At 75.4% G+C, this 26178-nt stretch carries 19 protein-coding genes and 2 pseudogenes; 16 read left to right on the top strand and 5 right to left on the bottom strand.

The genetic code is table 11. The features are described 5' to 3' along the window. The first annotated feature begins 41 nt into the window (after nt 1–41). The 8 genes from GQS52_RS06555 to GQS52_RS06520 all read left to right on the top strand — a co-directional run bounded on the left by GQS52_RS06555 (nt 42) and on the right by GQS52_RS06520 (nt 8628). Nucleotides 42–716 carry a response regulator gene (locus GQS52_RS06555; protein WP_182316258.1) on the top strand — a complete coding sequence of 225 codons (675 nt, stop codon included), beginning with the start codon at nt 42–44 and terminating at the stop codon, nt 714–716. 141 nt (nt 717–857) lie between these two features. Continuing rightward, nucleotides 858–3695, top strand: a complete 2838-nt coding sequence (locus tag GQS52_RS06550; protein ID WP_182312271.1) for a DNA translocase FtsK — start codon at nt 858–860, stop codon at nt 3693–3695. A gap of 189 nt (nt 3696–3884) precedes the next feature. Next, on the top strand, nt 3885–4679 hold the full coding sequence (locus GQS52_RS06545) for a RodZ domain-containing protein (RefSeq protein ID WP_182316257.1): 795 nt from the start codon (nt 3885–3887) through the stop codon (nt 4677–4679). A 72-nt stretch (nt 4680–4751) separates the two neighbouring features. Then, nucleotides 4752–6278 (top strand): 30S ribosomal protein S12 methylthiotransferase RimO, encoded by a 1527-nt coding sequence (gene rimO, locus GQS52_RS06540; protein WP_182312270.1) that lies wholly within the window; start codon nt 4752–4754, stop codon nt 6276–6278. Beyond that, on the top strand, nt 6275–6958 hold the full coding sequence (pgsA, locus tag GQS52_RS06535; RefSeq protein WP_182312268.1) for a CDP-diacylglycerol--glycerol-3-phosphate 3-phosphatidyltransferase: 684 nt from the start codon (nt 6275–6277) through the stop codon (nt 6956–6958). The genes rimO and pgsA overlap by 4 nt, the downstream gene beginning before the upstream one ends. Continuing rightward, entirely contained in the window at nt 6955–7461 is a 507-nt protein-coding gene (locus GQS52_RS06530) for a CinA family protein (RefSeq protein ID WP_182312265.1), read from the top strand. The genes pgsA and GQS52_RS06530 overlap by 4 nt, the downstream gene beginning before the upstream one ends. Nucleotides 7462–7569: 108 nt before the next feature. Continuing rightward, on the top strand, nt 7570–7926 hold the full coding sequence (locus GQS52_RS06525) for a helix-turn-helix transcriptional regulator (protein WP_182312263.1): 357 nt from the start codon (nt 7570–7572) through the stop codon (nt 7924–7926). Between the two features lie 225 nt (nt 7927–8151). Beyond that, nucleotides 8152–8628: a DNA starvation/stationary phase protection protein gene (locus GQS52_RS06520; protein WP_182312261.1), complete on the top strand. Its 477-nt coding sequence runs from the start codon at nt 8152–8154 to the stop codon at nt 8626–8628. A 77-nt stretch (nt 8629–8705) separates the two neighbouring features. On the opposite strand, the gene GQS52_RS06515 is transcribed toward GQS52_RS06520, so the two are convergent. Both GQS52_RS06515 and GQS52_RS06510 read right to left on the bottom strand, forming a co-directional pair. Beyond that, nucleotides 8706–9560, bottom strand: a complete 855-nt coding sequence (locus GQS52_RS06515) for an Fpg/Nei family DNA glycosylase (RefSeq protein ID WP_182312259.1) — start codon at nt 9558–9560, stop codon at nt 8706–8708. Between the two features lie 78 nt (nt 9561–9638). Further along, complete coding sequence (locus GQS52_RS06510; RefSeq protein WP_259370627.1) at nt 9639–14501, bottom strand: DEAD/DEAH box helicase; 4863 nt, start codon at nt 14499–14501, stop codon at nt 9639–9641. 142 nt (nt 14502–14643) lie between these two features. Between GQS52_RS06510 and GQS52_RS06505 the strand changes: the two genes are divergently transcribed. The 8 genes and pseudogenes from GQS52_RS06505 to rny all read left to right on the top strand — a co-directional run bounded on the left by GQS52_RS06505 (nt 14644) and on the right by rny (nt 22656). Further along, nucleotides 14644–16254, top strand: coding sequence for a S8 family serine peptidase (locus GQS52_RS06505; RefSeq protein ID WP_182312257.1), 1611 nt, complete (start codon nt 14644–14646; stop codon nt 16252–16254). Nucleotides 16255–16450: 196 nt separating this feature from the next. After that, a pseudogene (locus tag GQS52_RS06500) lies at nt 16451–17241 on the top strand (AzlC family ABC transporter permease). Continuing rightward, complete coding sequence (locus GQS52_RS06495) at nt 17238–17543, top strand: AzlD domain-containing protein (protein WP_182312255.1); 306 nt, start codon at nt 17238–17240, stop codon at nt 17541–17543. The pseudogene GQS52_RS06500 and the gene GQS52_RS06495 overlap by 4 nt, the downstream one beginning before the upstream one ends. 100 nt (nt 17544–17643) lie before the next feature. Further along, on the top strand, nt 17644–17838 hold the full coding sequence (locus GQS52_RS06490; protein ID WP_182312253.1) for a DUF3046 domain-containing protein: 195 nt from the start codon (nt 17644–17646) through the stop codon (nt 17836–17838). Between the two features lie 163 nt (nt 17839–18001). Continuing rightward, entirely contained in the window at nt 18002–19123 is a 1122-nt protein-coding gene (locus tag GQS52_RS06485; RefSeq protein ID WP_182316254.1) for an AI-2E family transporter, read from the top strand. A 157-nt stretch (nt 19124–19280) separates the two neighbouring features. Continuing rightward, entirely contained in the window at nt 19281–20447 is a 1167-nt protein-coding gene (gene recA / locus GQS52_RS06480) for a recombinase RecA (RefSeq protein WP_182312251.1), read from the top strand. Beyond that, a pseudogene (gene recX / locus GQS52_RS06475) lies at nt 20345–21037 on the top strand (recombination regulator RecX); the annotation flags it as partial. The gene recA and the pseudogene recX, both read left to right, overlap by 103 nt. A 119-nt stretch (nt 21038–21156) precedes the next feature. Continuing rightward, nucleotides 21157–22656, top strand: coding sequence for a ribonuclease Y (rny, locus tag GQS52_RS06470; RefSeq protein ID WP_182312249.1), 1500 nt, complete (start codon nt 21157–21159; stop codon nt 22654–22656). An 84-nt stretch (nt 22657–22740) separates the two neighbouring features. Here the strand turns inward: rny and GQS52_RS06465 are convergent, their stop codons facing one another. The 3 genes from GQS52_RS06465 to GQS52_RS06455 form a co-directional block, all read right to left on the bottom strand. Continuing rightward, complete coding sequence (locus GQS52_RS06465; protein ID WP_182312247.1) at nt 22741–24480, bottom strand: FAD-dependent monooxygenase; 1740 nt, start codon at nt 24478–24480, stop codon at nt 22741–22743. A 139-nt stretch (nt 24481–24619) separates the two neighbouring features. Then, entirely contained in the window at nt 24620–25525 is a 906-nt protein-coding gene (locus GQS52_RS06460) for an amino acid ABC transporter permease (RefSeq protein WP_182312245.1), read from the bottom strand. Further along, a complete protein-coding gene (locus GQS52_RS06455) occupies nt 25522–26169 on the bottom strand; it encodes an amino acid ABC transporter permease (protein ID WP_182312243.1) in 648 nt (215 codons plus the stop codon). The genes GQS52_RS06460 and GQS52_RS06455 overlap by 4 nt, the downstream gene beginning before the upstream one ends. Between the last annotated feature and the right edge of the window lie 9 nt (nt 26170–26178).

Raw genomic sequence — 26178 nt, 5'->3', positions numbered from 1 at the left:
GGGCGGCGCCCGGGACACTGCCGGGACGAGGAGGACGGGCCATGGTCCAGAAGGCCAAGATCCTCCTGGTCGATGACCGGCCGGAGAATCTGCTCGCGCTGGAGGCCATCCTCTCCGCGCTCGATCAGACCCTGGTGAGGGCATCGTCCGGGGAGGAGGCGCTCAAGGCGCTGCTCACGGACGACTTCGCGGTGATCCTGCTGGACGTGCAGATGCCCGGCATGGACGGTTTCGAGACGGCGGCGCACATCAAGCGCCGCGAGCGCACCCGCGACATCCCGATCATCTTCCTGACCGCGATAAACCACGGCCCGCACCACACCTTCCGCGGTTACGCGGCGGGGGCCGTCGACTACATCTCCAAGCCGTTCGACCCGTGGGTGCTGCGCGCCAAGGTGTCGGTCTTCGTCGAGCTGTACATGAAGAACTGCCAGCTGCGCGAGCAGGCCGCGCTCCTGAGGCTGCAGCTGGAGGGCGGCCGGGCCGACGGCGCCGGCGGCGACAAGGAGCCCGCCGGACTGCTCGCCGAGCTGTCCGCGCGGCTGGCGTCGGTCGAGGAGCAGGCCGAGGCCCTGTCCAAGCAGCTGGACGAGTCGGCGGACGCCGCGGCGGTGGCGACCGCCGCCCATCTGGAGCGCAAGCTCAACGGGCTGCGCAGGGTGCTCGACGCCCTCGAGCCGGGCGTCGGCACCGGTTCCGTCGCCGCTCAGGACTGAGCCGGAGGACCCTGCCCGGGTGCCCCCGGGGCCGTCCCGCAACGGCCCGGCGTCAACCCGGCGGACCCCGGGCGCCGACACGAACGAGTGAAGGCGTCCGCCGTCGTGTTCCTGGGCCGCGGCCCCGGTAACCTCCCAGCCATGGCCACACGTACGTCCGGAAGCGGTTCCAGGAGCGCGGCGGGTCCGTCGAAGCGGAGCGCCGGGCGTGGCGGCACGGGGAAGCCCGCGGCGGGCGGTGCGGCGAGGAAGCCGCCGGCGAAGAAGCCCCCGGCGAAGAGGCCCCCGGCCGCGAAGGGCGTGGGCAGGCAGCCCGTCCGCAAGACGGTGGCCAAGGTCCCCGACAGGGCGGCGCCCTCGCCCACCGCTCCGGTCCTGCGCCTGCTGCGGACCGTGTGGCTGGGGGCCGCGCACGCTGTCGGGGCGGTCTTCCGCAGCGTGGGCCAGGGTGCCCGCGGCCTGGACCCGGCGCACCGCAAGGACGGGCTGGCCCTGCTGCTGCTCGGCATCGCCCTGGTGGTGGCGGCCGGTACCTGGTCGGACCTGCGCGGACCCGTGGGGGAGCTGGTGACCATGCTGGTCACCGGTGCCTTCGGGCGCCTGGACCTCGTCTTCCCGGTCCTGCTCACGGTGGTGGCGGTGCGTCTGATGCGCCATCCGGAGAAGCCGGACGCCAACGGGCGGATCGTCGTGGGACTGTCGGCCCTGGCGGTCGGGGTCCTGGGCCTGGTGCACCTCGCCTGCGGGGCGCCGCTGCGCGGTGCCGGGGTCGAGGGACTGCGCGACGCGGGAGGGTTCGTCGGCTGGGCCGCGGCCACCCCGTTCCTGCTCGCCGTCGGCCCGCTGCTCGCCGTCCTGCTGCTCCTGCTGGTGACCGTCTTCGGTCTGCTGGTGGTCACCGCCACCCCGGTCAACGCGATCCCGCGGCGGCTGCGGCTGCTGGGAGTCAGGCTCGGCGTCGTCGAGGCCCGGGACGAGGACAGGGGCAGAGGCAGAGGCAGGGACGAGGACGAGGACGGGTACGGGGAGGCGGAGCCGGAGGAGCAGGAACGCGCCGCGGCCCCGCGCCGCCGTCCCCGCCGCGCCGCGGCGGACCGGGACGGCGGGGCGGACGGTCCGGCCGGCGGCGGGGAGCCGGAACCCGCCCGGCGGAAGCGGCGCGGGCCCCGGGCGGGCGGCGCAGCGTTCGACGCCGGGGCGCTGGGGGCGCTGAGCACCTCCGAACTGGCCGACGGGCTGGTGCAGTACGGCGTGCCGGCCTCCCCGGTGGTCGCGGGCCTCAGCCACGGGGTCAGGCCGGGCGGCGGGGACGACGCGGACGCGGCGGACGACGCCGGTGCGGCGGGCGCCGCGACCACGGCGGGCGCCACCGCCCCCACGGTGCCGGCCGCCGCGGCGGAGGGCGGGCCGGTGCCGCCGGCCCGCGCGGGCCGCGCGTCCTCGCCGACGAAGCCGGAGCACACTCCCGCCCCGGCCCGCTCCGAGCAGCTGCGGCTCGCCGCCGGCACGGAGTACACGCTGCCCTCGCTGTCCCTGCTCAACGAGGGCGGCCCGGGCAAGGCGCGCAGCAAGGCCAACGACGACACCGTCCGCGCACTCCAGGGCGTCTTCGCCGAGTTCAAGGTCGACGCGGCCGTCACCGGGTTCACCCGGGGCCCGACGGTCACCCGCTACGAGGTCGAACTGGGCCCCGCGGTGAAGGTCGAGCGGATCACGGCCCTGGCCAAGAACATCGCCTACGCGGTGGCCAGCCCCGACGTGCGGATCATCAGCCCGATCCCCGGCAAGTCGGCGGTGGGCATCGAGATCCCCAACACCGACCGGGAGATGGTCAACCTCGGCGACGTGCTGCGCCTGGCGGAGGCGTCCGAGGAGGACCACCCGCTGGTGGTGGGGCTCGGCAAGGACGTCGAGGGCGGCTTCGTCGTCGCCAACCTGGCCAGGATGCCGCACATCCTGGTCGCCGGCGCGACCGGCGCGGGCAAGTCCTCGTGCATCAACTGCCTGATCACCTCGGTGATGGTCCGGTCCACCCCGGACGAGGTGCGGATGGTGCTGGTGGACCCCAAGCGGGTGGAGCTGACCGCCTACGAGGGCATCCCGCACCTGATCACCCCGATCATCACCAACCCCAAGAAGGCCGCCGAGGCGCTGCAGTGGGTCGTGCGCGAGATGGACCTGCGCTACGACGACCTCGCCAACTTCGGCTTCCGGCACATCGACGACTTCAACGCGGCGGTGCGCGCCGGGAAGGTCACCGCCCCCGAGGGCAGCGAGCGCGAGCTGGCCCCCTACCCGTACCTGCTGGTGATCGTCGACGAGCTGGCGGACCTGATGATGGTCGCGCCGCGCGACGTCGAGGACGCGATCGTGCGCATCACGCAGCTGGCCCGCGCCGCCGGCATCCACCTGGTGCTGGCCACCCAGCGGCCCAGCGTGGACGTCGTCACCGGCCTGATCAAGGCCAACGTGCCGTCGAGGCTGGCGTTCGCCACCTCCTCGCTGGCCGACAGCCGGGTCATCCTCGACCAGGCCGGGGCGGAGAAGCTGATCGGCAAGGGCGACGGGCTGTTCCTCCCCATGGGGGACGGGAAGCCGACCCGCATACAGGGCGCGTTCGTCACCGAGGAGGAGATCGCCGCGGTCGTCGGGCACTGCAAGGCGCAGCTCGCACCGGTCTTCCGCGACGACGTGACGACCGGTCAGGGGAAGAAGAAGGAGATCGACGAGGAGATCGGGGACGACCTGGACCTGCTGTGCCAGGCCGCCGAGCTGGTGGTGTCCACCCAGTTCGGCTCCACCTCGATGCTCCAGCGGAAACTGCGTGTAGGTTTCGCCAAGGCGGGCAGGCTGATGGACCTGATGGAGTCGCGCGGGATCGTGGGGCCGAGTGAGGGCTCGAAGGCCCGTGACGTTCTGGTCAAACCCGAGGAGCTCGACGGCGTGCTCGCCGCCGTCCGCGGAGAGGACCACTCCTGAGGGGGAACGGTGCAACCGTTTCCGCCGGCCGTTGGTCCACATCAACAGCAGGAGGCGCACGTGTCCCACTGTCAGGTGCTACCGCACTCCTGATGGCAGACAAACTGTCACCGCCCGCTTGCCCCGTACTTTCCCCGCACCCCTAGACTGAACTTCCAGCAGGTGGCTCACGCTCGAAAGGCGCTCCACGTGTCCATCGGCACTCCCCCTCCAGACGACCCGCCCTCGGTCGGCCGGGCCCTGGCGCAGGCCCGCGCCGCCGCGGGGCTGACCGTCGGCGAGATCAGCGCGCGGACCAGGGTCCGCGTCCCCATCGTGCAGGCGATCGAGCAGGACGACTACTCGCGCTGCGGCGGTGACGTGTACGCCCGCGGCCACATCCGGACGCTGGCCCGGGAGGTGGGTCTCGACCCCGCTCCGCTGGTCGAGGCGTTCGACGCCGAGCACGGGGGGCGCACCGCGCCGGCCCCGGCGGCCAAGGTGTTCGACGCCGAGCGCATCCGCTCGGAGCCGCGCAGGCCCAACTGGACCGCCGCGATGGTGGCGGCCATCGCGGCCGTGGTGATGTTCGTCGGCTTCACCCTCTTCAGCGGCGAGGACCGGGGCGCCACCACGCCGGCCGCCGGCAAGCCCTCCGCGGCGCCCCCCACCACGGACGGGCCCGGGCGCACCCCTTCGGCCGAGCCCGAGCAGAGCGGCAGCGCCATCGCCGCGGCCCCCGCCGACAAGGTGACCGTCAAGCTCACCGCGGCCGAGGACCAGAGCTGGATCTCCGTCGTCGACAGCACCGGCCGCACCCTCTTCCAGAACGTCCTGACCGAGGGGCAGTCCGAGACGTTCACCGACAACGAGCAGCTCAATCTGGTGATCGGCAACGCCGGCGCCGTGCGCATGTTCGTCAACGGCAAGGACCTCGGCCCGGCCGGCGACGGCGGCCAGGTCGTCCGGCTCAACTTCACCCCCGGAGACCCCGAGGCGGGCTGAGCGGTGCCCGCGCGGAAGCGGCGGGTGCCCTCGGGAGCGGCGGTGCGGCGAGGACGAAGTAGGCTGATGCCCATGTCCGAACGCCGCACCGTCGCTCTTGTCACTCTTGGCTGCGCCCGCAACGAGGTGGACTCCGAGGAGCTCGCCGGGCGTTTGGCGGCGGACGGATGGGATCTCGTCGACGACGCCGCCGACGCCGACGTCGCCGTCGTCAACACCTGCGGGTTCGTCGAGGCCGCGAAGAAGGATTCCGTCGACGCCCTGCTGGAGGCCAACGACCTCAAGGAGACCGGCCGCACGCAGGCCGTCGTCGCCGTCGGCTGCATGGCCGAGCGCTACGGCAAGGAGCTCGCCGAGGCGCTCCCCGAGGCCGACGGAGTGCTCGGCTTCGACGACTACGCCGACATCTCCGGCCGCCTGCAGACCATCCTGTCCGGCGGCGTGCACGCCCCCCACGTCCCCCGGGACCGGCGCAAGCTGCTGCCGATCAGCCCGGCCGACCGCCAGGGCGCCTCGGTGGCCCTGCCCGGCCACGGCGACGCGCCGGCCGCCGCGGGCGCGGACGCCTACCAGGAGGGGCCCGCCGACCTTCCCGCAGGTGTCGCCCCCGCCTCCGGGCCCCGCCCCACCCTGCGCCGCCGCCTGGACACCGGTCCGGTGGCCTCGGTGAAGCTGGCCTCCGGCTGCGACCGCCGCTGCGCCTTCTGCGCCATCCCCTCCTTCCGCGGCTCCTTCGTCTCCCGCCGCCCCTCGGACGTGCTGGGCGAGACCAGGTGGCTCGCCGAACAGGGCGTCAAGGAGGTCATGCTGGTCTCGGAGAACAACACCTCCTACGGCAAGGACCTCGGCGACATCCGCCTCCTGGACACCCTGCTGCCCGAGCTCGCCGCGGTCGAGGGCATCGAGCGGATCCGGGTCAGCTACCTGCAGCCCGCCGAGATGCGGCCGAGCCTGATCGACGTGCTCACCTCCACCCCCAAGGTCGCCCCCTACTTCGACCTGTCCTTCCAGCACTCGGCGGGCCCCGTGCTGCGCCGCATGCGCCGCTTCGGCGACACCGACCGCTTCCTGGAACTGCTGGAACAGGTGCGGGCCAAGGCCCCGGAAGCCGGGGTGCGCTCCAACTTCATCGTCGGGTTCCCCGGCGAGACCGAGGCCGACCTGGCCGAGCTGGAGAGGTTCCTGACCGGGGCCCGCCTGGACGCGATCGGCGTCTTCGGCTACTCCGACGAGGAGGGCACCGAGGCCGCCGGCTACGACGGCAAGCTGCCGGAGGAGGAGGTCTCCCGCCGGCTGGCCCACATCGCCCGGCTGGCCGAGGAGCTGACCGCCCAGCGGGCCGAGGAGCGCGTGGGATCCACCGTGGAGGTCCTCGTCGACGGCGTGGACACCGAGGACGACGAGGACGGCGAGCCCGAGGTCCACGGCCGCGCCGCCCACCAGGCGCCCGAGACCGACGGGCAGGTCGTCCTGGTCGGCGCCGGCGCGGAGGGGGCGGCCCCCGGCGACCTGGTCACGGCGAGGGTCGTCGCCTCCGAGGGGGTCGACCTGGTCGCCGAGGTGACGGCGGTGCCGGGCCGCGGGGGCGAGGGCACATGAGCGGCGTACCCGCGTCCGGGGCTCCCTCCGGGGCGACCCGCGGACTGCCCCGCCCCGCCGCTGTCGCGGTCGGCCCGCGGCGCGTGAGCCTGTGGAACGTCGCCAACCTGCTGACCATGATGCGGCTGGTCCTGGTGCCGGTCTTCGTCCTGCTGCTGGTGCACGACGGGGGCCACGACCCCGTCTGGCGCGCCTTCGCCTGGGCGGCGTTCGCCGTCGCGATGATCACCGACCTGTTCGACGGCGAACTCGCACGCCGGTACGACCTGGTCACCGACTTCGGGAAGATCGCCGACCCGATCGCCGACAAGGCGATCATGGGAGCGGCGCTCGTGGGGCTCTCCGCCCTCGGGGACCTGCCGTGGTGGGTCACCTCGGTGATCCTCTTCCGCGAGATCGGCATCACGGCGATGCGCTTCTGGGTGATCAGGCACGCAGTCATCCCGGCCAGCCGGGGAGGGAAGCTCAAGACCCTCACCCAGGGCATCGCCGTCGGGATGTACATCCTGGTGCTGACCGGGCCGCTGGCCACCCTGCGGGCGTGGACGATGGCCGCGGCGGTGGTCCTGACGGTGGTCACCGGGGCCGACTACGTGCGGCAGGCGGTCGTGCTGCGGCGCGCCTCGCTCGCCGCGGCCCGGCAGCGGGTGCGGGAGGGACGGCCGGGGGTCGGGGCGTGAGCGCCGCCGCCGAGGTGCTGGAGACGTTGGCAGGCAGGGGGCAGACCCTCGCCGCGGCGGAGTCGCTCACCGGCGGCCTGGTGGCCGCCGAGCTGACCGCCGTTCCCGGTGCCTCCAAGGTGTTCCGGGGGTCGGTCACCGCCTACGCCACCGACCTGAAGGCGCAGCTGCTTGGGGTCGACCCGGAGCTGCTGGAGCGCAACGGGGCGGTCGACCCCGAGGTCGCCCGGCAGATGGCCGAGGGGGTGCGCCGCGCCCTGGGGGCCGACCACGGGATCGCCACGACGGGGGTGGCCGGCCCCGAACCGCAGGACGGCCGGCCGGTCGGCACGGTGTTCGTCGCGGCCGCCGGCCCCGGGGGGAGCCGGGTGCTGCCGCTGCGGCTGTCCGGCGGCCGGGGGCGGATCCGCGAGGAGACCGTCGACGCGGTGATCCGCCTTCTCCAAGGGAGTTTGTCGGCTCCCGCAGGGGCAAAGGATACGGAATACGGCCGCAGCACCTGATGTTTGCAGCCCTGAGTGAACACGACATCGCTCCCCGCACGGGCAGCGGCGAAGGCGGTACGGTGGGCGGAGGACAAACCGATACGCGGTCCGAGGAGGGAGCCACCGATGATCCTGCTTCGTCGCCTGCTGGGTGACGTGCTGCGTCGGCAGCGCCAACGTCAGGGCCGCACCCTGCGTGAAGTGTCGGCCTCGGCCCGCGTCTCCCTCGGGTACCTCTCCGAGGTCGAGCGGGGGCAGAAGGAGGCCTCCTCGGAACTGCTCTCCGCGATCTGCGACGCACTGGACGTGCCGATGTCCGAGGTCATGCGCGAGGTCAGCGACGAGCTCTCGCTGGCCGAGCTGGCCCAGTCCGCCGCCTCCCAGAACACCGCCCCCGTCCGCCTGGAGCCGGTGCCCGTCTCGCCCGAGGACCGGGTGTCGCTGAAGTCGGCCAGCAAAGCGGTGGACGTCGTCGCGGCCTGACGCGGCCCGGCGGCTCCCGCACCCTCTCTCCTCCTGCTTCCCTTCCGCACCGCACCCGGTCCGCGCCCGCGCGGGCCGGGATTTTCGTGCCCGATGTTTGCCCCGCGCAGACCGGGCAGGAGACCCGGCAGACGTAACAGCACGTGGAAGTGACCGCCCCGCCTCACCCCCGACCGGTTGAGCAGGGATCCGCCGTGCGTCCGCGCAGAGGCAGAGGAGGAACAGATGGCTGTGGTGAAGAGCACGCTCTCGGACGAAGCGCGCAAGACCGTCGGGGACGCGCTGCAGGGAGCGCTGGTGGACATGGTGGACCTCTCGCTGCTGGCGAAGCAGGTCCACTGGAACATCGTCGGCCCCCGATTCCGGTCCATCCACCTGCAGCTCGACGAGATCGTGGCCACGGCCCGGGAGTACTCGGACACGGTGGCCGAGCGGGCCGCGGCACTGGGCATCACCCCGGACGGCCGCGCCGAGACCGTGGCCAAGACCAGCGGCGTCGACACCGTCAAGGACGGGTGGATCAAGGACGACGACGCGGTCCAGATCCTCGTCGAGGCCCTGGGCTCGGTGGTCTCCCGGATGCGGGAGCGCGTCAGGGCCACCGACGAGCCGGACCCGGTCACCCAGGACATCCTGATCTCCCTCACGGCCGACCTCGAGAAGGCCTCCTGGATGTTCCAGGCGGAGAACGTCGAGATCTGACCGGAGACCCGAGGGGGCGCTCCCGCCGCACGGCGGGGGCGCCCCCTCGCGCGTGCACGGCCCGGGCCCGGGAGGGCTCAGGCGTTCCCGGCCGGTGCCGGGCCGGGCTGGCAGCGCGGGCACCAGTAGGTGACCCGCTCGACGTCCGGCGGCCCGCCCGTTACGCCGCCCGGCCCGCCCGTTACGCCGCCCGTCCCGCCGCCCGGCCCGGCGCGGAGCACCGGCGTGCCGCAGCGCAGGCACGGGAGGCCGGCCCTGCCGTACACCCAGTGGGTGCGGCCGTGCCGGGTGTCACCGGTGGTGACGTGCCCCACCCTCTCCCTGTTCGCCCGCAGCAGCCTCGCGGCGAGGGCGGCCATCCGGTCGGGGGCGCGCACCTGCCCGACCGGGGTCCAGGGGGAGACCCCGCGCAGGAAGCACAGCTCGCACTTGTACACGTTGCCCACCCCGGCGAGGTTGCGCTGGTCGAGCAGGGCCTCGCCCACGGCGCGGTCCGGTTGCGACAGCATCCGCCGCACCGCCTCGTGCGGGTCCCAGTCCGGGCCCAGCGGGTCCGGCCCCAGGTGCCCGACCACGGTGTGCTCCTCGGACGTGGGCAGCAGCTCGAGCACGGGCAGCCGGTAGCCGACCGCGACGCGCTCCGCGGTGGCGAGCACCGCCCGGACCTGCCACTGCGGGCCGCCGCGCCACCGCTCGCCCGGCGCGTACACGTGCCAGGAGCCGTCCATGCGCAGGTGGCTGTGGAGGGTCGCCCCGCCCTCCAGGCGGGTCAGCAGGTGCTTGCCGCGGGGAGTGACGTCCAGCACGCGGCGCCCGGCCAGCCCGGTCGTGGCCAGCGCCGGTACGCGCAGGTCGGCCGCGGTCAGCACGCGGCCGGCCAGGGCCTCGTGCAGCCGTCGCGCGGTCAGCCAGACCGTGTCTCCCTCGGGCACCCGTCCATCATGCCGGGAAACGGCCCCGGGCGGCGGAGGCCGGCGGACGGGAGGCGCGGGCGGGGCCCTGCGGCCCCCTCACCGGGCGCGCAGGCGCAGACCGCGCGGAGTGGCGTGGAAGCCGGCCGCCTCCAGGGTGCGGCCGAGGGCGGATTCCAGAGCGGCCTCGCCGTTGGTGCGCTCCACGGTGATCCGGTCCAGCGCGCCGTCGTGCACGGCCCCGGCCAGGGCCTCCGCGGCGGCCCGCAGGCGGTCCTCCTCCTGCGTCCAGGCGAGCAGCGTCCTGCCGCCGCGCTCGACGTAGAGCACGAGTTCGCCGTCGACCAGCACCACCAGGGCGCCGGCCTTGCGGCCGGGCTTGTGGGAGACGCCCTCGGGCTGCGCGGGCCACGGCAGTGCCGCGCCGTAGGCGTTGGCCGGGTCCGCCGCGGCCAGGACGAGGGCGTGCCGCCGCGGGGCGTCCTGCCCGGCGCGCTCCCGCTCGGCGTGCGCCGCCCGCAGCCGGTCCACCGCCCCGTCCAGGGCGAACTGGGCGGCCCCCAGGCCCTCGACGACGTAGCCGCGCCGGGCCCGCCCGCTCTCCTCGAAGGCGGACAGGACCCGGTAGGCGGCGGAGAACCCTCCCGCGACGCCCTCGGCTGCGACCGCCCCGCGGGTCACCACGCCGTGGCGGTCCAGCAGGGTCTGCGCCAGGGCGTGGGCGCGGTGCGTCGGGGCGGGCTCCGGGGCGGGGGTCAGCGACCAGCGGCCCGCCGTGGACGCGGGGCCGCCGCGGGAGGCGGCGGCGCGCGGCATGCGGCCCGCGGCCGCCGCGTACCGGCCGCGGGGGACGGCCCGCGGCGCGCGGTGCGCGGTGGACCCGGCGGTGCGGCCCGAGCCCAGCAGGGCGCGCAGCGGGGCCAGGGTGTCGTTGGTCAGCCGCCCCGACCAGGCCAGGTCCCACACGGCCGCGGCCAGTTCGGCGTCGGTGCACTCCGCGCCCCCGGCGCGCACCCGGTCGGCGATCTGCCGGAAGAACAGGCCGTACCCGCCGTCCAGCGCCTCCAGCACCGCCCGGTGCAGGGGGGCGGACTCGAAGGGCTGCGGCTCGGGGACCAGCAGGGGCGCGGTGTCGGCCGGGTACAGCGCGACCCAGCCGTCCTTGCCGGGCAGGGCGCCCGCCCCCGCCCACACCACCTCGCCCGCGGCGGTCAGCTCGTCCAGCAGTGCGGGGGTGTAGCCGCTCACCCGCGAGGGCAGGACCAGCTTCTCCAGGGCGGACGCCGGGACGGCGGCGCCCTGCAACTGCTCGACGGCCCGCAGCAGGCCGTCCGCGCCGCGCAGGCTGTGCGTGCCCAGGTGCTGCCACTGGGGCAGGAAGGAGGCGAGCGCGGCCGGCGGGACCGGCTCCACCTCCTGCCGCAGCGCGGCCAGGGAGCGGCGGCGCAGCCTGCGCAGCACCTCCGCGTCGCACCACTCGTGCCCGGCGCCGCCGGGGCGGAATTCGCCCTGCACCACCCGGCCGCCGGCGGCCAGCCGGTGCAGCGTCCCCTCGGCGACCGCCGTGCCCAGGCCGAACCGGCTCGCGGCGTCCGCAGCGGTGAACGGGCCGCGGGTGCGCGCGTGACGGGCCAGCAGGTCGCCCAGCGGGTCCTTGACCGGTTCGGTGAACGCCTCGGGGACGCCCACGGGCAGCGCGGTGCCCAGCGCGTCGCGCAGCCGCCCCGCGTCCTCGACCGCGGCCCACCGCTCCTCGCCCGCGATCCGCACCCGGATCGCCCGGCGGGCCGCCTCCAGGCCGACGGCCCACTGCGGCCGCGCGCCCCGTTCGGCCAGCTCCGCGTCGGTCAGCGGGCCCAGCAGGCGCAGCAGGTCGGCCACGCCCTCGGCGTCCTTGGCGTGCCGGTCCGGGGTGAGCCGCTGCAGTTCTGCCTCCAGCTCGTGCAGCACGTCCGCGTCCAGCAGTTCGCGCAGCTCGGCGCGGCCCAGCAGCTCCGCCAGCAGGCGCGAGTCCAGGGACAGCGCGGCGGCGCGCCGCTCGGCCAGCGGCGAGTCGCCCTCGTAGAGGAACTGGGCGACGTAGCCGAACAGCAGGGACTTCGCGAAGGGGGACGGCTCGGGGGTGGTCACCTCCACCAGCCGGACCCTGCGGGCCTCCAGGTCCCCCATCAGCTCGGTGAGGCCGGGAACGTCGAAGACGTCCTGGAGGCACTCGCGCACCGCCTCCAGGACGATCGGGAACGAACCGAACTCGCCGGCGACCTGGAGCAGTTGGGAGGCACGCTGCCGCTGCTGCCACAGCGGGGTGCGGCGCCCGGGACTGCGGCGCGGCAGGAGCAGGGCGCGTGCCGCGCACTCGCGGAACCGCGATGCGAACAGCGCGGAGCCGCCGACCCGGTCGGTCACCAGCTGCTCCACCTCGGCGTGGTCGAAGACCACGTCGGCCGCTTCGAGCGGGGCCCGGTCCGCGTCGTACCCGGCGCCGTACGCCCCGGCGGGAGCGCCCGGGGCGGCGGTGCCGAACATGTCGTCGCCGAGCGGGCCGTCGCCGGGCAGGTCTGCGCCGAGCAGGTCGGCGTCCGGCAGCCGCAGCACGATGCCGTCGTCGGCGTGCATCACCTGCGCGTCCAGGCCGTACCGCTCGGCCAGCCGGGCGCCCAGCGCCAGGGCCCACGGGGCGTGCACCTGCGCCCCGAACGGCGAGTGCACCACGACGCGCCAGTCGCCGAGCTCGTCGCGGAACCGCTCGACCACGACGGTGCGGTCGTCCGGGACGTGGCCGCAGGCCCGGCGCTGCTCGTCCAGGTAGGCCAGCAGGTTGCCGGCCGCCCAGTCGTCCAGGCCCGCGGCGCGCAGCCGCTTCCGGGCGGCCTCCGCCCCCAGCGCGCCGATCTCCCGCAGGAAGGCGCCCACCGCGCGGCCCAGCTCCAGCGGGCGGCCCAGCGAGTCGCCCTTCCAGAAGGGCAGCCGCCCCGGCACGCCGGGGGCGGGGGTGACCAGCACCCGGTCCCGGGTGATGTCCTCGATCCGCCAGGAGGTGGTGCCCAGGGTGAACACGTCGCCCACCCGGGACTCGTAGACCATCTCCTCGTCCAGCTCCCCGACCCGGCCCCCGCCCTTCTTCGGGTCCGCGCCGGCCAGGAAGACCCCGAACATCCCGCGGTCGGGGATGGTGCCCCCGGAGGTGACGGCCAGCCGCTGCGCCCCGGGGCGCCCGGTGACGGTGCCCGCCACCCGGTCCCACACCACGCGCGGCCGCAGCTCGGCGAAGGCGTCGGAGGGGTAGCGCCCGGCCAGCATGTCCAGCACGGACTCGAACGCGGACCGCGGCAGGGCGGCGAACGGCGCCGCGCGCCGCACCACGGCCAGCAGCTCCTCGGTGTCCCACGCGTCCATGGCGGTCATCGCCACGACCTGCTGCGCCAGGACGTCCAGCGGGTTGGAGGGGACCCGCAGCGCCTCGATGGCGCCGGCCCGCATCCGCTCGGTGACCACCGCCGCCTGGACGAGGTCGCCCCGGTACTTGGGGAAGACCACACCGGCCGAGACCGCCCCCACCCGGTGGCCCGCCCGGCCCACCCGCTGCAGGCCGGAGGCGACCGAGGGGGGCGACTCGACCTGGACGACCAGGTCGACCGCACCCATGTCGATGCCCAGCTCCAGGCTGGAGGTGGCCACCACGGCGGGCAGCCGGCCGGCCTTGAGGTCCTCCTCGACCAGGGCACGCTGCTCCTTGGAGACCGAGCCGTGGTGGGCGCGGGCGAGCACCGGAGCGGCCCCCCTGCCGGTGCCGGAGGCGCCCGCCAGGGCGGCCGCGGCGTGGTCGGCGGGCAGCGGTTCGCCGGTGGCGCGCTCGTGCGCGATCTCGTTGAGCCGGTTGCACAGCCGCTCGGCCAGGCGGCGGGAGTTGGCGAACACGATGGTCGACCGGTGCGCCTGGACCAGGTCCGCGATCCGCTCCTCGACGTGCGGCCAGATCGACGCCTGCTGCTCGGGGCCTGCGGCCGGACCGCTGTGGGCGTCGGCCGCGGGGGAGCCCCCCAGCTCGCCGAGGTCCTCCACCGGCACCACGACCGACAGGTCGAACTCCTTGGCGGACTCCGGCTGGACCACGGTGACCCGGCGCCGCGGCGAGAGGAAGCGGGCGACCTCGTCGACGGGGCGGACGGTCGCGGACAGGCCGATGCGGCGGGCGGGGCGCTCCAGCAGCTCGTCCAGCCGCTCCAGGGTGAGAGCCAGGTGGGCGCCCCGCTTGCTCCCGGCGACCGCGTGCACCTCGTCCAGGATCACCGTCTCGACGCCGGCGAGCGACTCGCGCGCCGCGGAGGTCAGCATCAGGAACAGCGACTCCGGCGTGGTGATCAGGATGTCCGGCGGCCGGGCCGCCAGCGAGCGGCGCTCGGCGGCCGGGGTGTCGCCGGACCGGACGCCGACCCGGATCTGCGGCTCGGGGAGGCCCAGCCGCACCGCCTCGTGGCGCAGACCGGTCAGCGGGCTGCGCAGGTTGCGCTCCACGTCCACCGCCAGGGCCTTGAGGGGGGAGACGTACAGCACCCGGCAGCGCCGCTTCTCCTCGGCGGGCGCGGGGGAGGAGGCGAGGCCGTCCAGCGCGGCGAGGAACGCGGCCAGGGTCTTGCCGGAACCGGTGGGGGCGACGACCAGGACGTCCGACCCCTGCCCGATCGCCCTCCAGGCTCCGGCCTGGGCGGCGGTGGGGGAGCGGAAGGCACCGGTGAACCAGGCCCGGGTCGCGGCGGAGAAGCCGGCCAGGGCGGCCTCCGGCCCCTCCGCGGCGCCCCCCGTGCCCGCGCCGCCCTCCGCGCCCGCACCGCCCCCAAGGGCCGTGCCGCTTTTGGGGTCCGTGCCGTCCCCGGGGACGGCGCCGGGCTCCGGGACGTGCGGGGCCGGGGCCTGCTGCCGGCGGGCGGGAGGGAGCGGGGATTTGTCCGGCTGCTGGGGCATGCCGTCAATCCTGCCGTGCCGCACCGACAACCGGGACGGACCCCACGCCAGGGGGCGAAATGACCGTATTTACGAAGAAAAGCCCCTAGTATCGGCCACAGTCCCCGGGGCGCCCCGGGACCGGCCGACTCCGGGAGCGAAGGTGCTTGGGCAGCATGCGGACCGCCGAAGGGGCGCAGGGGCCGCGGGCGCGCTGCACGTCCTGGTGCTGCTGGCCCTGCTCGCCCTGCTGCTCGGCGCGGCACCGGGCGGGACCGGGGCGCGCCGCTGGATCAGCTACCTCGTGGTCGCCTCCCGGGCGGACGCCGCCGGGGCCGGGGCCGCGGTCCGCGCCGTGCGCGAGGCGGGCGGGCGGCCCGGCACCGTCCACCGGCAGATCGGCACGGTCCTGGCCTGGTCCTCCGCCCCGGACTTCGCCGCCCGGCTGAGGAACGCCCCGGGCGTCCGCGCCGCGGGCGCCACCCGCACGGCACCGCTGGCCGCCGTCCCGCCCGCCGTGACGGCGGCCCGGCCCCGCAGCGGCCGGCCCGCTCCGGCGGCCGCCCCGCGGCTGTCGCCCGCCGCCTCGGCCCTGTCGGCCCCGCAGGAGCGCGGCAGGGCGGACGCCGCCGCCCCCGCCCTGCCGCGCGACGGCAGGGAGCCCGGTCTCCCCGTGGCCGGCGAGGGCGGTGAGGGCGGCAGGAGCGGTGAGGACGGTGAGAGCGGCGAGGGCGGAGTGCGCCGCCCGTGGGCACCGGCGGGGGCCGACGAGCCTCCGCCGGTGCCCGATCCGGGTGAGCGCGGGACCTGGAACCTCGCCATGGTGGGGGCCGAGGACGCCGCCGTCCCGCGGCGTGCGCTGCAGCGCGTCCTGGTGGCCGTCCTGGACTCCGGCGTCGACGACACCCACCCGACCTGCGCGCCGCGGTGGACCCGCGGCACTCGGCGTCCTGCGTCCACGGCCGGGCCGACGGCTCCCCCGGGGCGTGGCGCCCGCTGTCCCGGCCGGCCGACGGCGGGCACGGCACCCACGTCGCCGCCACCGTCGCCGCGGCCCGCGACGGGCGCGGCGTGGCCGGAGTGGCGCCGGGGGGCGCGGATCGCCGCCGTCCGGCTCCTGGGCGACGCGGGGCAGTACTACACGGAGAACATCGTCTGCGGCCTGCTGTGGGCCGCGGACAACGGCGCCCGGGTGATCAACAACAGTTACTTCGCCGACCCGTGGAAGTACAACTGCCCCGGCGACCCGGACCAGGCCGCCCTGATCGAGGCCGTCGGCCGGGCCGTGGCGTACGCGCGCTCCCGCGGCGCGGTGGTGGTGACCTCGGCCGGCAACGACGGCCAGGACCTGGACGCGGTCCGCGTCGACGGGCGCAGCCCGCACGACCACCCCGACGGAGTCCGGCCGCGGGCCCGCAGGCTGGGCCCCGAGTGCGTCCGGCTGCCGGGGGAGCTGCCCGGCGTCCTCGGGGTCACCGCCGTCGGCCCGGGGGGCACGCGCCCCGCCTACTCCAACCACGCCGCCGGGCGCGGCTGGCCCGCCGCGCCCGGCGGGGACCCGTACGGCGGTCCCGGGGACCAGGTGGTCTCGGCCTGGCCCGGGGGGCGGTACGCGGCCCTGTCGGGCACGTCCATGGCCGCCGCCCACGTCAGCGGGGTGGTGGCGGTCATCGCGGCGCGCCACCCGGACGCGTCGCCCGACCGGCTCCAGGAGTTGCTGAATCGTTCCCTCGGCGCCCGCGGAGTGGCCCGGATCCCGGGCCCCGGTGACTGAGACCCGCTGGGCCCGCCGTCTTCCGCCGGGGCCCGCCGTCTTCCGCCGGGGCCCGCCGTCTTCCGCCGGGGCCCGCCGTCTTCCGCCGGGGCCCGCCGTCTTCCGCCAGGTCCGACGGGGCGGTGCGCGGCGTGGTGCGGGGGGTCGCGCAGGGGCCGTGCGGGGCCGGAGCCGGAGGCCCGCATAACCTGCACGGGTGAGCGCGATACCCGAAAACCCTCCCGCCCCGCCCCCGCCCGCGGGCCCGTCCGCGCCCCCGGCCGCCCGCGCACGGGGCGGTTCCGGCGACGGGGGCCGCCCGCCCCGCGGCACCGGCGCGCGCGACGACCGCGCGGTCGTCCGGGACTCGCTGGGGTCGGGATCGCGGTGGGGCTGTCCGGCTTCGCCTTCGGCGTGACGGCGGCGGGCGAGGGGATGACCGTGGCGCAGGCGTGCGCGCTGAGCCTGCTGGTCTTCACCGGCGCCTCGCAGTTCGCGCTGGTGGGCGCGCTCGGGGCCGGCGGCGGGGTGCTCACTGCGGCGGCGGGCGCGCTCTTCCTCGGCGTCCGCAACGCCTTCTACGGGCTGCGGCTCTCCCAGGTGCTGGAACCGCCGCGCTGGGTGCGCCCGTTCGCCGCCCAGCTGACCATCGACGAGACGGCGGCCGTGGCCCTGGCGCAGCCCGACCGCCGGGCGGCGCGCATCGGGTTCACCGTCACCGGCGTCTCCCTGTACGTGCTGTGGAACCTCGGCACCCTTCTGGGGGCGCTCGGCGCCGACGCGCTGGGCGACCCGCAGGCGTACGGGCTGGACGCCGCCGGGCCCGCGGTCTTCCTCGCCCTGCTGTGGCCCCGTCTGCGGGAGGGCGGGACGGAGCGGGCCACCGCGCTGGGCGCGGTGGTCGTCGCGGTGGCGGGACTGTCCCTCCTGCCGGCGGGGGTGCCCGTGCTCGTCGCGGCGCTCGCCGCCCCCCTGGCGCTGCTGGTGGAACGGAGGCGGGCGCGGTGACCGCGTGGATCGCGATCGGCGTGACCGCCGTGGGCTGCTACGCGGTCAAGCTCCTGGGCCTCTCCCTGCCGGCGGCCCGGCTGGAGCACCCCCTGGTGCGCCGTCTGGCCGCGCTCGTGCCGCTGGCCCTGCTGGCAGCGCTCACCGCTGTGCAGACCTTCGGCGCCGAGTGGCCGGTCGCGGCGACCCGGGCCGCCGGCCTGGCGGCCGCGGCGGTGGCCCTGTTGCTCCGGGCGCCCTTCCTGGTGGTGATCGGCGCCGCCGTCGCGACCACCGCGGGGCTGCGCCTGCTGACCGGCTGACCGGCTGACCGGCCGACCCGCCGGCCGATCCGCCGGCCGACCGGAGCGGCCGGGGGCCGGCGGGGGCGGCCGGCCGCTGCGGGGCGGGGATACTGGTCGCATGCGGTTGACCGAGTTCTGGCGCAGGATGGGCGAACACTTCGGCGCGGCCTACGCCGACACCTTCGCCCGCGACCACGTGATGTCCGAGTTGGGGGGCCGCACGGTGCACGAGGCGCTGGACGCCGGCTGGGAGGCCAAGGACGTGTGGCGCGCAGTGTGCGCGGCCGTGGACGTCCCCGCGGCGCGGCGCTGAGCCGGGCCCGCCGGGCCCCGCCGCGCCGGGTCCGCACGAGGCCCCTTCGTGCGGGGTGCCGCGCATGGGCCAGACTTGCGGGGTGGACGCGCACACCGAGAAGCCGCAGAACGACGGCCCCGCCTCCGACCCCGCTCCCGAGGCCGTGCCGGACCGGGTGGGCATGCCGCCCTGGCTGCCCCGCGCGATGGTCCTCGCGCTCGCCCTCTTCGGAGTCTTCCAGCTCGGCAACTGGGCGTTCCACCAGCTGATCGGGCTGCTGCTGAACGTCCTGATCGCCTTCTTCCTGGCCCTGGCGGTCGAGCCCGCGGTGGACTGGATGGCGGAGCGGGGGATGCGCCGGGGACTGGCCACCGCCCTGGTCTTCCTGGGGGTGTTCACGGCCGTCGCCCTGTTCGTCACGGCGCTGGGCTCGCTGGTCGTGGACCAGTTGAGCACCATCGCCAAGGACCTGCCCGACTACATCGACGCACTGGTCTCCTGGATCAATGCCACCTTCCGCACCGACATCTCCCTGGGCGACGTCCAGCGGGACGTGCTCGGCTCGGACTGGCTGCGCAACTACGTGCAGCAGAACGCCAGTGACGTGTGGGGGCTGTCCGCCACGCTCCTGGGCGGCCTGTTCCAGACGCTGACCATCGGCCTGTTCGCCTTCTACTTCGCCGCCGACGGGCCGCGGCTGCGCCGGACGCTGTGCTCGGTGCTGCCGCCGCACCGCCAGGCGGAGGTGCTGCGGGCCTGGGAGATCGCGGTCGCCAAGACCGGCGGCTACCTGTACTCGCGCGGGCTGATGGCCCTGGTGTCGGCGGGGGCGCACTACGTGCTGCTGGAGGCGCTGGGCGTGCCCTACGCGTCGGCGCTGGCGGTGTGGGTGGGGCTCGTCTCGCAGTTCGTGCCCACGGTGGGCACCTACTTCGCCGGCGCGCTGCCGGCGCTGCTGGCCTTCACCCAGGACCCGTGGGACGCGGTGTGGGTGATCGGGTTCGTCGTGGTCTACCAGCAGTTCGAGAACTACGTGCTGCAGCCGAGGATCACCGCGCGGACCGTGAACATCCACCCCGCGGTCGCCTTCGGCTCGGTGATCGCGGGCACCGCGCTGCTGGGGGCGGTGGGGGCCCTGATCGCGATCCCGGCCACGGCCACCCTCCAGGGCTTCCTCGGCGCCTACGTCAAGCGCTACGACGTCACCGACCCGCGGGCCCACCGGCCGAATCCGCGGCGTCGGCGGGAGTCGGCGCTGCTCGCCCGGGCGCGCCGGGCGGTGTACCGGCGGATCCGGCGCTGACCGTCCGCGTGGCGGCTTGACACGAAAATCGAACAAGCATTCTCATGAGGGGGGCCGGGTTTTCCACAGCCCGGCCCTCGTCCCCCCGCTCTGTCAGTGCCAGGCAGTAGCGTCGGTGGATGTGAAGCGATCGACTCAAGCAAACCGGGTGGAAGCCATGGCAGGAACCGACCGAGACAAGGCGCTCGACGCCGCGCTCGCGCAGATTGAACGGCAGTTCGGCAAGGGCGCCGTCATGCGTCTCGGCGACAAGGTGCACGAGCCGATCGAGGTCATCCCCACCGGGTCGACCGCGCTCGACGTCGCCCTCGGCGTGGGCGGCCTGCCCCGCGGCCGGGTGGTCGAGGTGTACGGCCCGGAGTCCTCCGGCAAGACCACCCTGACCCTGCACGCCGTCGCCAACGCCCAGAGGGCCGGCGGCACGGTGGCGTTCGTCGACGCCGAGCACGCCCTGGACCCCGAGTACGCCAGGAAGCTCGGTGTGGACACCGACTCCCTCATCCTCTCCCAGCCCGACACCGGCGAGCAGGCCCTCGAGATCACCGACATGCTGATCCGCTCGGGCGCGCTCGACCTGATCGTCATCGACTCGGTGGCCGCCCTGGTGCCGCGCGCCGAGATCGAGGGCGAGATGGGCGACTCCCACGTCGGCCTGCAGGCCCGGCTGATGAGCCAGGCCCTGCGCAAGATCACCGGTGCGCTCAACCAGTCCAAGACCACCGCGATCTTCATCAACCAGCTGCGCGAGAAGGTCGGCGTGATGTTCGGCTCCCCGGAGACCACCACCGGTGGCCGGGCGCTGAAGTTCTACGCCTCGGTGCGCCTGGACATCCGCCGCATCGAGACCCTCAAGGACGGCACCGAGGCCGTCGGCAACCGCACCCGCGTCAAGGTCGTCAAGAACAAGGTCGCTCCGCCCTTCAAGCAGGCCGAGTTCGACATCCTCTACGGCCAGGGCATCAGCCGCGAGGGCGGCCTGCTCGACATGGGCGTCGAGCACGGCTTCGTCCGCAAGTCCGGCGCCTGGTACACCTACGAGGGCGACCAGCTCGGCCAGGGCAAGGAGAACTCGCGCAACTTCCTCAAGGACAACCCCGACCTCGCCGACGAGATCGAGAGGAAGATCAAGGAGAAGCTCGGCATCGGGGTCAAGCCCGAGGCGGCCGCCGACGGCGCCACCGAGGCGGACAAGGCCGGCAAGGAGGCCCCCGCGGGCACCGCTCCCGCCGCCGCGCCCGCCGCTGCGGCTGCTCCCGCGGGCAAGGCCACCACGGCCACCAAGGCGGTCCGGGCCACCAAGGCGACGGCCGCGACCAAGGCCTGAGCGCGGTGGCGAGGAGAGGCGGCGGCTCCGCCGGGTCCACGGACGGGCGGGAGCCGCCGCGGAGGGCGCGGGAGCCCGAGGTCCCGGCGGACCCGGAGGAGGCCGCCCGCAATCTCTGCCTGAGGCTGCTCACCGGAACCCCCCGCACCCGCGGCCAACTCGCCGAGGCCATGCGCCGCAAGGGCATCCCCGAGGACGCGGCGGAGAAGGTGCTGTCCCGCTTCGAGGACGTCGGGCTCATCGACGACCGGGCGTTCGCCGACGCCTGGGTCGAGTCCCGGCACCGGGGCCGGGGCCTGGCCCGGCGGGCCCTCGCCCGCGAGCTGCGCGTCCGCGGCGTCGACTCCGAACTGGTCGACCGGGCCGTCGGACAACTCGACCCGGACCGGGAAGAGGCCACCGCCCGAGAACTGGTGGACCGCAAGCTGCGGGCCACCCGCGGTCTGGACCGGGAGCGAAGGGTCCGCCGCCTTGCCGGAATGCTGGCCCGCAAGGGCTACTCCGAGGGCCTCGCCCTCCGGGTCGTCCGCAGGGCGCTCGAGGAGGAGGGCGAGGACCCGGAGTTCCTCCAGGAGCACCTCCCGGACTGACGGACCCGGCGGGGAAGAAAAAGGAAGGGACGGGTGAAACCGGCGCGTACGGTTCCCCCGTCGTTCCTTTGCGTCGACAATGGCCCACGTACGGTGAGGGACGGTTCGGGGGAGGGGCCATGGGCGTCGCGCTGGTGGGCAGCTTCCCGCTGCCCGCGGGATCGGCCGTCGCGGTGGCCGTCGCCCTGGCGGTGCTGGCCGCCGGCACCGCGGCGCAGCTGCGCCGGTTGCGCCGCGTGCGCGAGGAGGTGCGGTCCGCAGCGGAGGCGGAGGCCGCCGGGGTCCGCGCCGCCGCCCGCGAGGAGGCCCGCGAGCTGCGGGCCGACCTGGAGCGCCGGGAGCAGCGGCTGGCCGACCGCGAGGCGCGGCTGGACGCCGAGACGGAGGAACTGCGCGCCCGCAGCCTGAGGCTGGCCGAGGAACTCGGCGCGCTGGACCGCCGCCGCGCCGAACTGGCGGAGGCCGAGGCGGACCGCCGCCGGATCCTCGAGCGGACCGCCGCGATGACGGTGCGGGAGGCCAGGGCGGAGATCGTGCGCGCCGCGGAGGACCGGGCCGTGCTGGAGGCGGCGGCGACCGTCCGGGAGATCGAGGAGGAGGCCCGCCGCGAGGGGGAGGCGCGGGCCCGTCGGATCCTGGCCGGGGTGCTCCAGCGGATCGCCGGCGAGCGGACCACCGAGGCGGTGGTGTCCGTGCTGCCCCTCCCCGGGGACGACATGAAGGCCCGGATCATCGGCCGGGAGGGCCGCAACATCCGCAGCTTCGAATCGGTGACCGGGGTGGACCTGCTAGTGGACGACACCCCCGGGGCCGTGCTGCTCTCCTGCTTCGACCCGGTGCGGCGCGAGACCGCCCGCCTGGCGCTGGAGGCACTGGTCGCCGACGGACGCATCAACCCGCCCCGGATCGAGGAGGCGTACGAGCGCAGCCGCGCCGAGGTCGAGCGGCGCTGCCTGAGGGCCGGCGAGGACGCGGTCACCGACGCCGGCATCACCGACATGCACCCCGAGCTGGTGGCCCTCCTGGGGCGGCTGCGGTACCGGACCTCCTACGGGCAGAACGTCCTGGCCCACCTGGTGGAGTCCGGCCGCCTGGCGGCGATGCTGGCGAGCGAACTGGGCGCCGACCCGCAGCTGGCCAGGCGCGGCGCGCTGCTGCACGACGTCGGCAAGGCGCTGACCCGCCGGGCGGAGGGCAGCCACGCGGCCGTCGGGGCGGAGGCCGCACGCCGTTTCGGCGAGTCGGAGAAGGTCGTGCACGCCATCGCGGCGCACCACGACGAGATCGAGCCCCGAACGGTCGAGGCGGTGCTCGTCCAGGTCGCGGACGCCGTCTCGGGAGGCCGGCCCGGGGCGCGCCGGGAGTCGCTGGAGACGTACGTGCGCCGGCTGCAGGGGCTGGAGCGGATCGCGGCCTCGTACGAGGGGGTCGAGAAGGCGTACGCGGTGCAGGCCGGCCGGGAGGTCCGGGTGATGGTCCGCCCCGAGGCGGTCGACGACCTCCGGGCACGGGCCATCGCCCGCGACATGGCCAGGCGGGTGCAGGAGGAGCTGGCCGGCCCGGGACGGGTCCGGATCACCGTCGTCCGCGAGAGCCGCGTCACCGAGACCACTCGCTGAAGCCCCGCCGCACCGGCCGCGGGACGCACGGCGCGCCCGGCTGCAGAAGCGGGAAGGCCCGGCGGGGAGGCTCGGCAGGGAGGTTCAGCCGCTTCCGGTGCGGCTCCCGGAGGGGGCCCCTGCCGGTGCTCCCGAGGAGTCCCCGGAGGATTCCCCGGAACGGTCTTCGGAGGGTTCCCGGGGCGGCGGTCCGCCGGCCCCGCCGCGTACCGCCTCGACGTGGGCGCGCAGTTCCTCGGGCCGGCAGCCGGTCATCGTGGCGACCAGGTGCCCGTCCGGCCGGACCAGCAGGACCGTGTGCGCCACCGCCCCCGGATAGGCCTCGGTCACCAGGAGCTCCGCGGGCACCGGCAGCGCCGCCGTGGCCTCCGCGAGCCGGGGCATCAGCCCGGCGGTGAGCCAGTGGCGGCTCTCCCACACCCCGGTTCCCGGGGCGACCAGCAGCACCAGCAGGTGGCGGCCCAGCCGGTCGCGCAGCCGCCCGGGGGATCCGTCGACGGCCGTCACCGCGACGTCCTCGACCACCGCGCCCGGTGGGGTGGCGGTGCGCGGCTGCGGCACGGCCCGCCCGCCGCCCCGGGCGGGCCCGGGCGCCGGAGGGGGGCTGTGGACCGGGGGTGCCCCGAGCAGCCCGGTGCCCAGGTTGCCGTCGGAGAGCAGCGCCCCGTGCCTGCGCATTGACCCGGACAGCACCGAGCGCCGGACGGCGTGCAGCGGGCCGGAGGAGCGCAGCAGGGGCAGGGCCTGGTCGGCGGCGCGCAGCCGTGCGCCGACGGCGCCCCGCCGCTCGGTCTGGTAGGTGTCCAGCAGCGCGTCTGGGGCCTCGCCGCGCAGGACCATGGCCAGCTTCCACGCCAGGTTGTCGGCGTCGCGCGCACCCTCGTCGACCGACTGCATGCCCAGGGCGCCCAGCACGTGCGCGGCGTCGCCGGCCAGGAAGATCCGGCCGACGCGCCACCGCCGGGCGAGCCGCTGGTGCACGGTGTACTCCACGGCCGCGTGCAGGTCGTACGGGGGGACCTCGCCGCACCAGCCGCCGAGGGTGTTGCGGATCCTGGCCACCAGGTCGTCCGGCGTCAGGGGGGAGCCCCCGCGCGCCGCCTGCGGGAGGCGCCAGTCCAGGCGCCACACGTCGTCGGGCAGCGGACGGGCCGTCACCTCGGTGTCCCCGCGCCACGGCGGGTCCCGGTGCAGGAGCGATTCTCCGGGGAACGGAAGGGGGGCGCGCAGCACGGCGACCGCGTACCGGTCCACCGCGGTGCGCCCGGGGAAGCGGACGCGCAGCAGTTTGCGCACGGTGGAGCGGGGGCCGTCGCACCCGACCAGGAAGCTGCCGCGCCACGAGGGGGCGGGGCCGCCGTCGGTGTGCACGGTGACGCCGTCGTCGTCCTGCTCGACGCGGACGACCCGGCAGCCGGGGACGAGCCGGATCGGCTCCTGCCCGGCGGCGGCCTCGGCCAGGCCGTGCTGGAGGCGGTGCTGGAGGACGTGCAGGGGGGAGGCCGGCCGTCCGGCCCCCGTCCCGCTCCCCGCCCCGGGGGCGGCGGTGCCGGAGGGGCCGGGGGCGAAGTCGACCCGCAGCACCTCCTGCCGGCGGCGCACGGTGCGCCAGGCGCCCCACCGGGCTCCGTCGGCGTCCGGGCCGCGGTGGCCCAGCCGCTCGTACAGGGCCACCGTGTCGGGGCGCAGCACGGCCGAGCGCGGCCCGCCGCGCGGCGGGCCGTCGGCCTCGTCGAGAACAACGCTGGGTACACCGTGCCGGGCGAGCGCGAGCGCCAGGGTCAGCCCTGTCGGCCCGGCGCCGGCGACGATCACCGGATCCACGATCACAGAACGTATGCAAGCCGCTGGTGATGCCCGCGTCAAGCGGGGGCGGGGGCGCGCCCGGCGCACGCACCCCTGACGGCGGACGCCCCGCCGACCTGGGACAAGGCCTGCGGGGCGTCGGGGAGCAGACGGGGCGTCAGCTCTTCCGGGGGGCTTCGAGGGCCGCCTCCGGGGCCATCTGCGGCGGCACGGCGCCCGGGGTCGGCGCGGACGCGTCCGGGGCGGCGGGCGGAGTGCCCTTGCGGCTGCGCCGCCCGCGCTTCTCGATCCAGGTGGCCAGGTAGGACAGCGCCAGGCACATCAGGACGTAGACGGTGCCGACCACGATCACGACGGGCACGTACGGGTTGCCGCCCTCGGTGACGGTGTTCCGCATGATCACGCCGCCCGCGTAGAGCAGCTCCTCGTAGGTGATGACGTAGCCGAGCGAGGTGTCCTTGAGGGTCACCACCAGCTGGCTGATGATCGTCGGGAGCATCGCCCGCACGGCCTGGGGGACCAGGACGGTCAGCATCACCTGGGTCTTGCGCATGCCGAGGGCGTAGGCGGCCTCGGCCTGCCCCTTGGGCACGGAGTTGATGCCGGCGCGGATCACCTCGGCCTGGACGGAGCCGTTGTAGAGGGTGAGGCCGATGACCAGGGCCCACAGCGGCGTCCCGGTGAAGACGCTGAGGTAGAGGGCGAAGATCATGATCAGCAGCGGCATCGCCCGGAAGAACTCCACGACCGCGGTGCAGACCCAGCGCACCGGGCGGTGGTCGGAGAGCCGGCCCGCCGCCAGCAGCGCGCCGAGCACCAGGGAGAGCACGGCGGCCATCGAGAAGGCCAGCAGCGTCGAGACCAGGCCGTCCAGGAGGCGCTGCCGGATGCCGTTGTACTCGAACAGGTCCCACATGTAGGACTCGAACTGCCCCTGCGAGTACAGGCGCATGACGACGAAGACCAGCAGCCCGAGGAGGGCGGCCCCGCCGACCACCGAGTAGAGGAGGTTGCGCCTGCGGGCCCGGGGGCCGGGGACGTCGTAGAGGACACTGGCACTCATCGGGCCACCGCCAGCCGGTTCTCCAGCAGCCGGAACAGGCCGCTGAGGGTCAGGGTGATGATCAGGTAGGCGAGGGCGATCCAGCCGAAGATCACCACGATGCTGTACCCCAGTTCGCTCAGCGTCTTCTGGGCCCCGAAGAGTTCGAAGACGTTGAAGGCGCCGGCGAGGGAGGTGTTCTTGGTGAGGGCGATGAGGATGCTGCTCATCGGGGGCACGACGGTGCGTCCCGCCTGGGGCAGGACGATCAGCCGCAGGGTCTGGCCGAAGGTCATCCCCAGGCTGCGGGCGGCCTCGGCCTGCCCGACCGGGACCGTGTTGATGCCCGAGCGCAGCGCCTCGCAGACGAAGGCGGAGGTGTAGCAGCCCAGGGCCCACACGGACAGGGTGTAGTAGCTCAGGCCGGGGAAGAAGACCTGCGGCACGACGAAGATCGCGACCAGGAACAGCAGGGTCAGCGGGGTGTTGCGCAGCAGGGTGACCCACATGGTGCCGAAGGCCCGCAGCGGCGGTACCGGCGACACGCGGCAGGCCGCGACGAGGGCGCCCAGCACGAGGGCTATCACCGCACTGACCGCGGTCAGCGACAGGGTTCCCAGGAATCCGTCGCGGAACAGCGAGAAGTGGTCGAGCAGTACGTTCATCAGGTCTCC

Origin of the sequence: Streptomyces sp. SCUT-3, from assembly GCF_014083985.1 — a bacterium.
GTDB classification, from domain to species: domain Bacteria; phylum Actinomycetota; class Actinomycetes; order Streptomycetales; family Streptomycetaceae; genus Streptomyces_H; species Streptomyces_H thermolineatus.
Note: the sequence above shows the minus strand (reverse complement) of the source record. Positions and strands in the feature narration are given on the sequence as shown.

Excerpts from the sequence above, each read along its gene's own strand:
- rny (WP_182312249.1), top strand. The coding sequence starts at position 21,157 with ATGGGCGTCGCGCTGGTGGGCAGCTTCCCGCTGCCCGCGGGATCGGCC.
- GQS52_RS06550 (WP_182312271.1), top strand. The coding sequence starts at position 858 with ATGGCCACACGTACGTCCGGAAGCGGTTCCAGGAGCGCGGCGGGTCCG.
- pgsA (WP_182312268.1), top strand. The coding sequence starts at position 6,275 with ATGAGCGGCGTACCCGCGTCCGGGGCTCCCTCCGGGGCGACCCGCGGA.
- GQS52_RS06525 (WP_182312263.1), top strand. The coding sequence starts at position 7,570 with ATGATCCTGCTTCGTCGCCTGCTGGGTGACGTGCTGCGTCGGCAGCGC.
- GQS52_RS06520 (WP_182312261.1), top strand. The coding sequence starts at position 8,152 with ATGGCTGTGGTGAAGAGCACGCTCTCGGACGAAGCGCGCAAGACCGTC.
- rimO (WP_182312270.1), top strand. The coding sequence starts at position 4,752 with ATGTCCGAACGCCGCACCGTCGCTCTTGTCACTCTTGGCTGCGCCCGC.
- GQS52_RS06460 (WP_182312245.1), bottom strand. The coding sequence starts at position 25,525 with ATGAGTGCCAGTGTCCTCTACGACGTCCCCGGCCCCCGGGCCCGCAGG.
- GQS52_RS06555 (WP_182316258.1), top strand. The coding sequence starts at position 42 with ATGGTCCAGAAGGCCAAGATCCTCCTGGTCGATGACCGGCCGGAGAAT.
- GQS52_RS06455 (WP_182312243.1), bottom strand. The coding sequence starts at position 26,169 with ATGAACGTACTGCTCGACCACTTCTCGCTGTTCCGCGACGGATTCCTG.
- GQS52_RS06490 (WP_182312253.1), top strand. The coding sequence starts at position 17,644 with ATGCGGTTGACCGAGTTCTGGCGCAGGATGGGCGAACACTTCGGCGCG.
- GQS52_RS06510 (WP_259370627.1), bottom strand. The coding sequence starts at position 14,501 with ATGCCCCAGCAGCCGGACAAATCCCCGCTCCCTCCCGCCCGCCGGCAG.
- recA (WP_182312251.1), top strand. The coding sequence starts at position 19,281 with ATGGCAGGAACCGACCGAGACAAGGCGCTCGACGCCGCGCTCGCGCAG.
- GQS52_RS06485 (WP_182316254.1), top strand. The coding sequence starts at position 18,002 with ATGCCGCCCTGGCTGCCCCGCGCGATGGTCCTCGCGCTCGCCCTCTTC.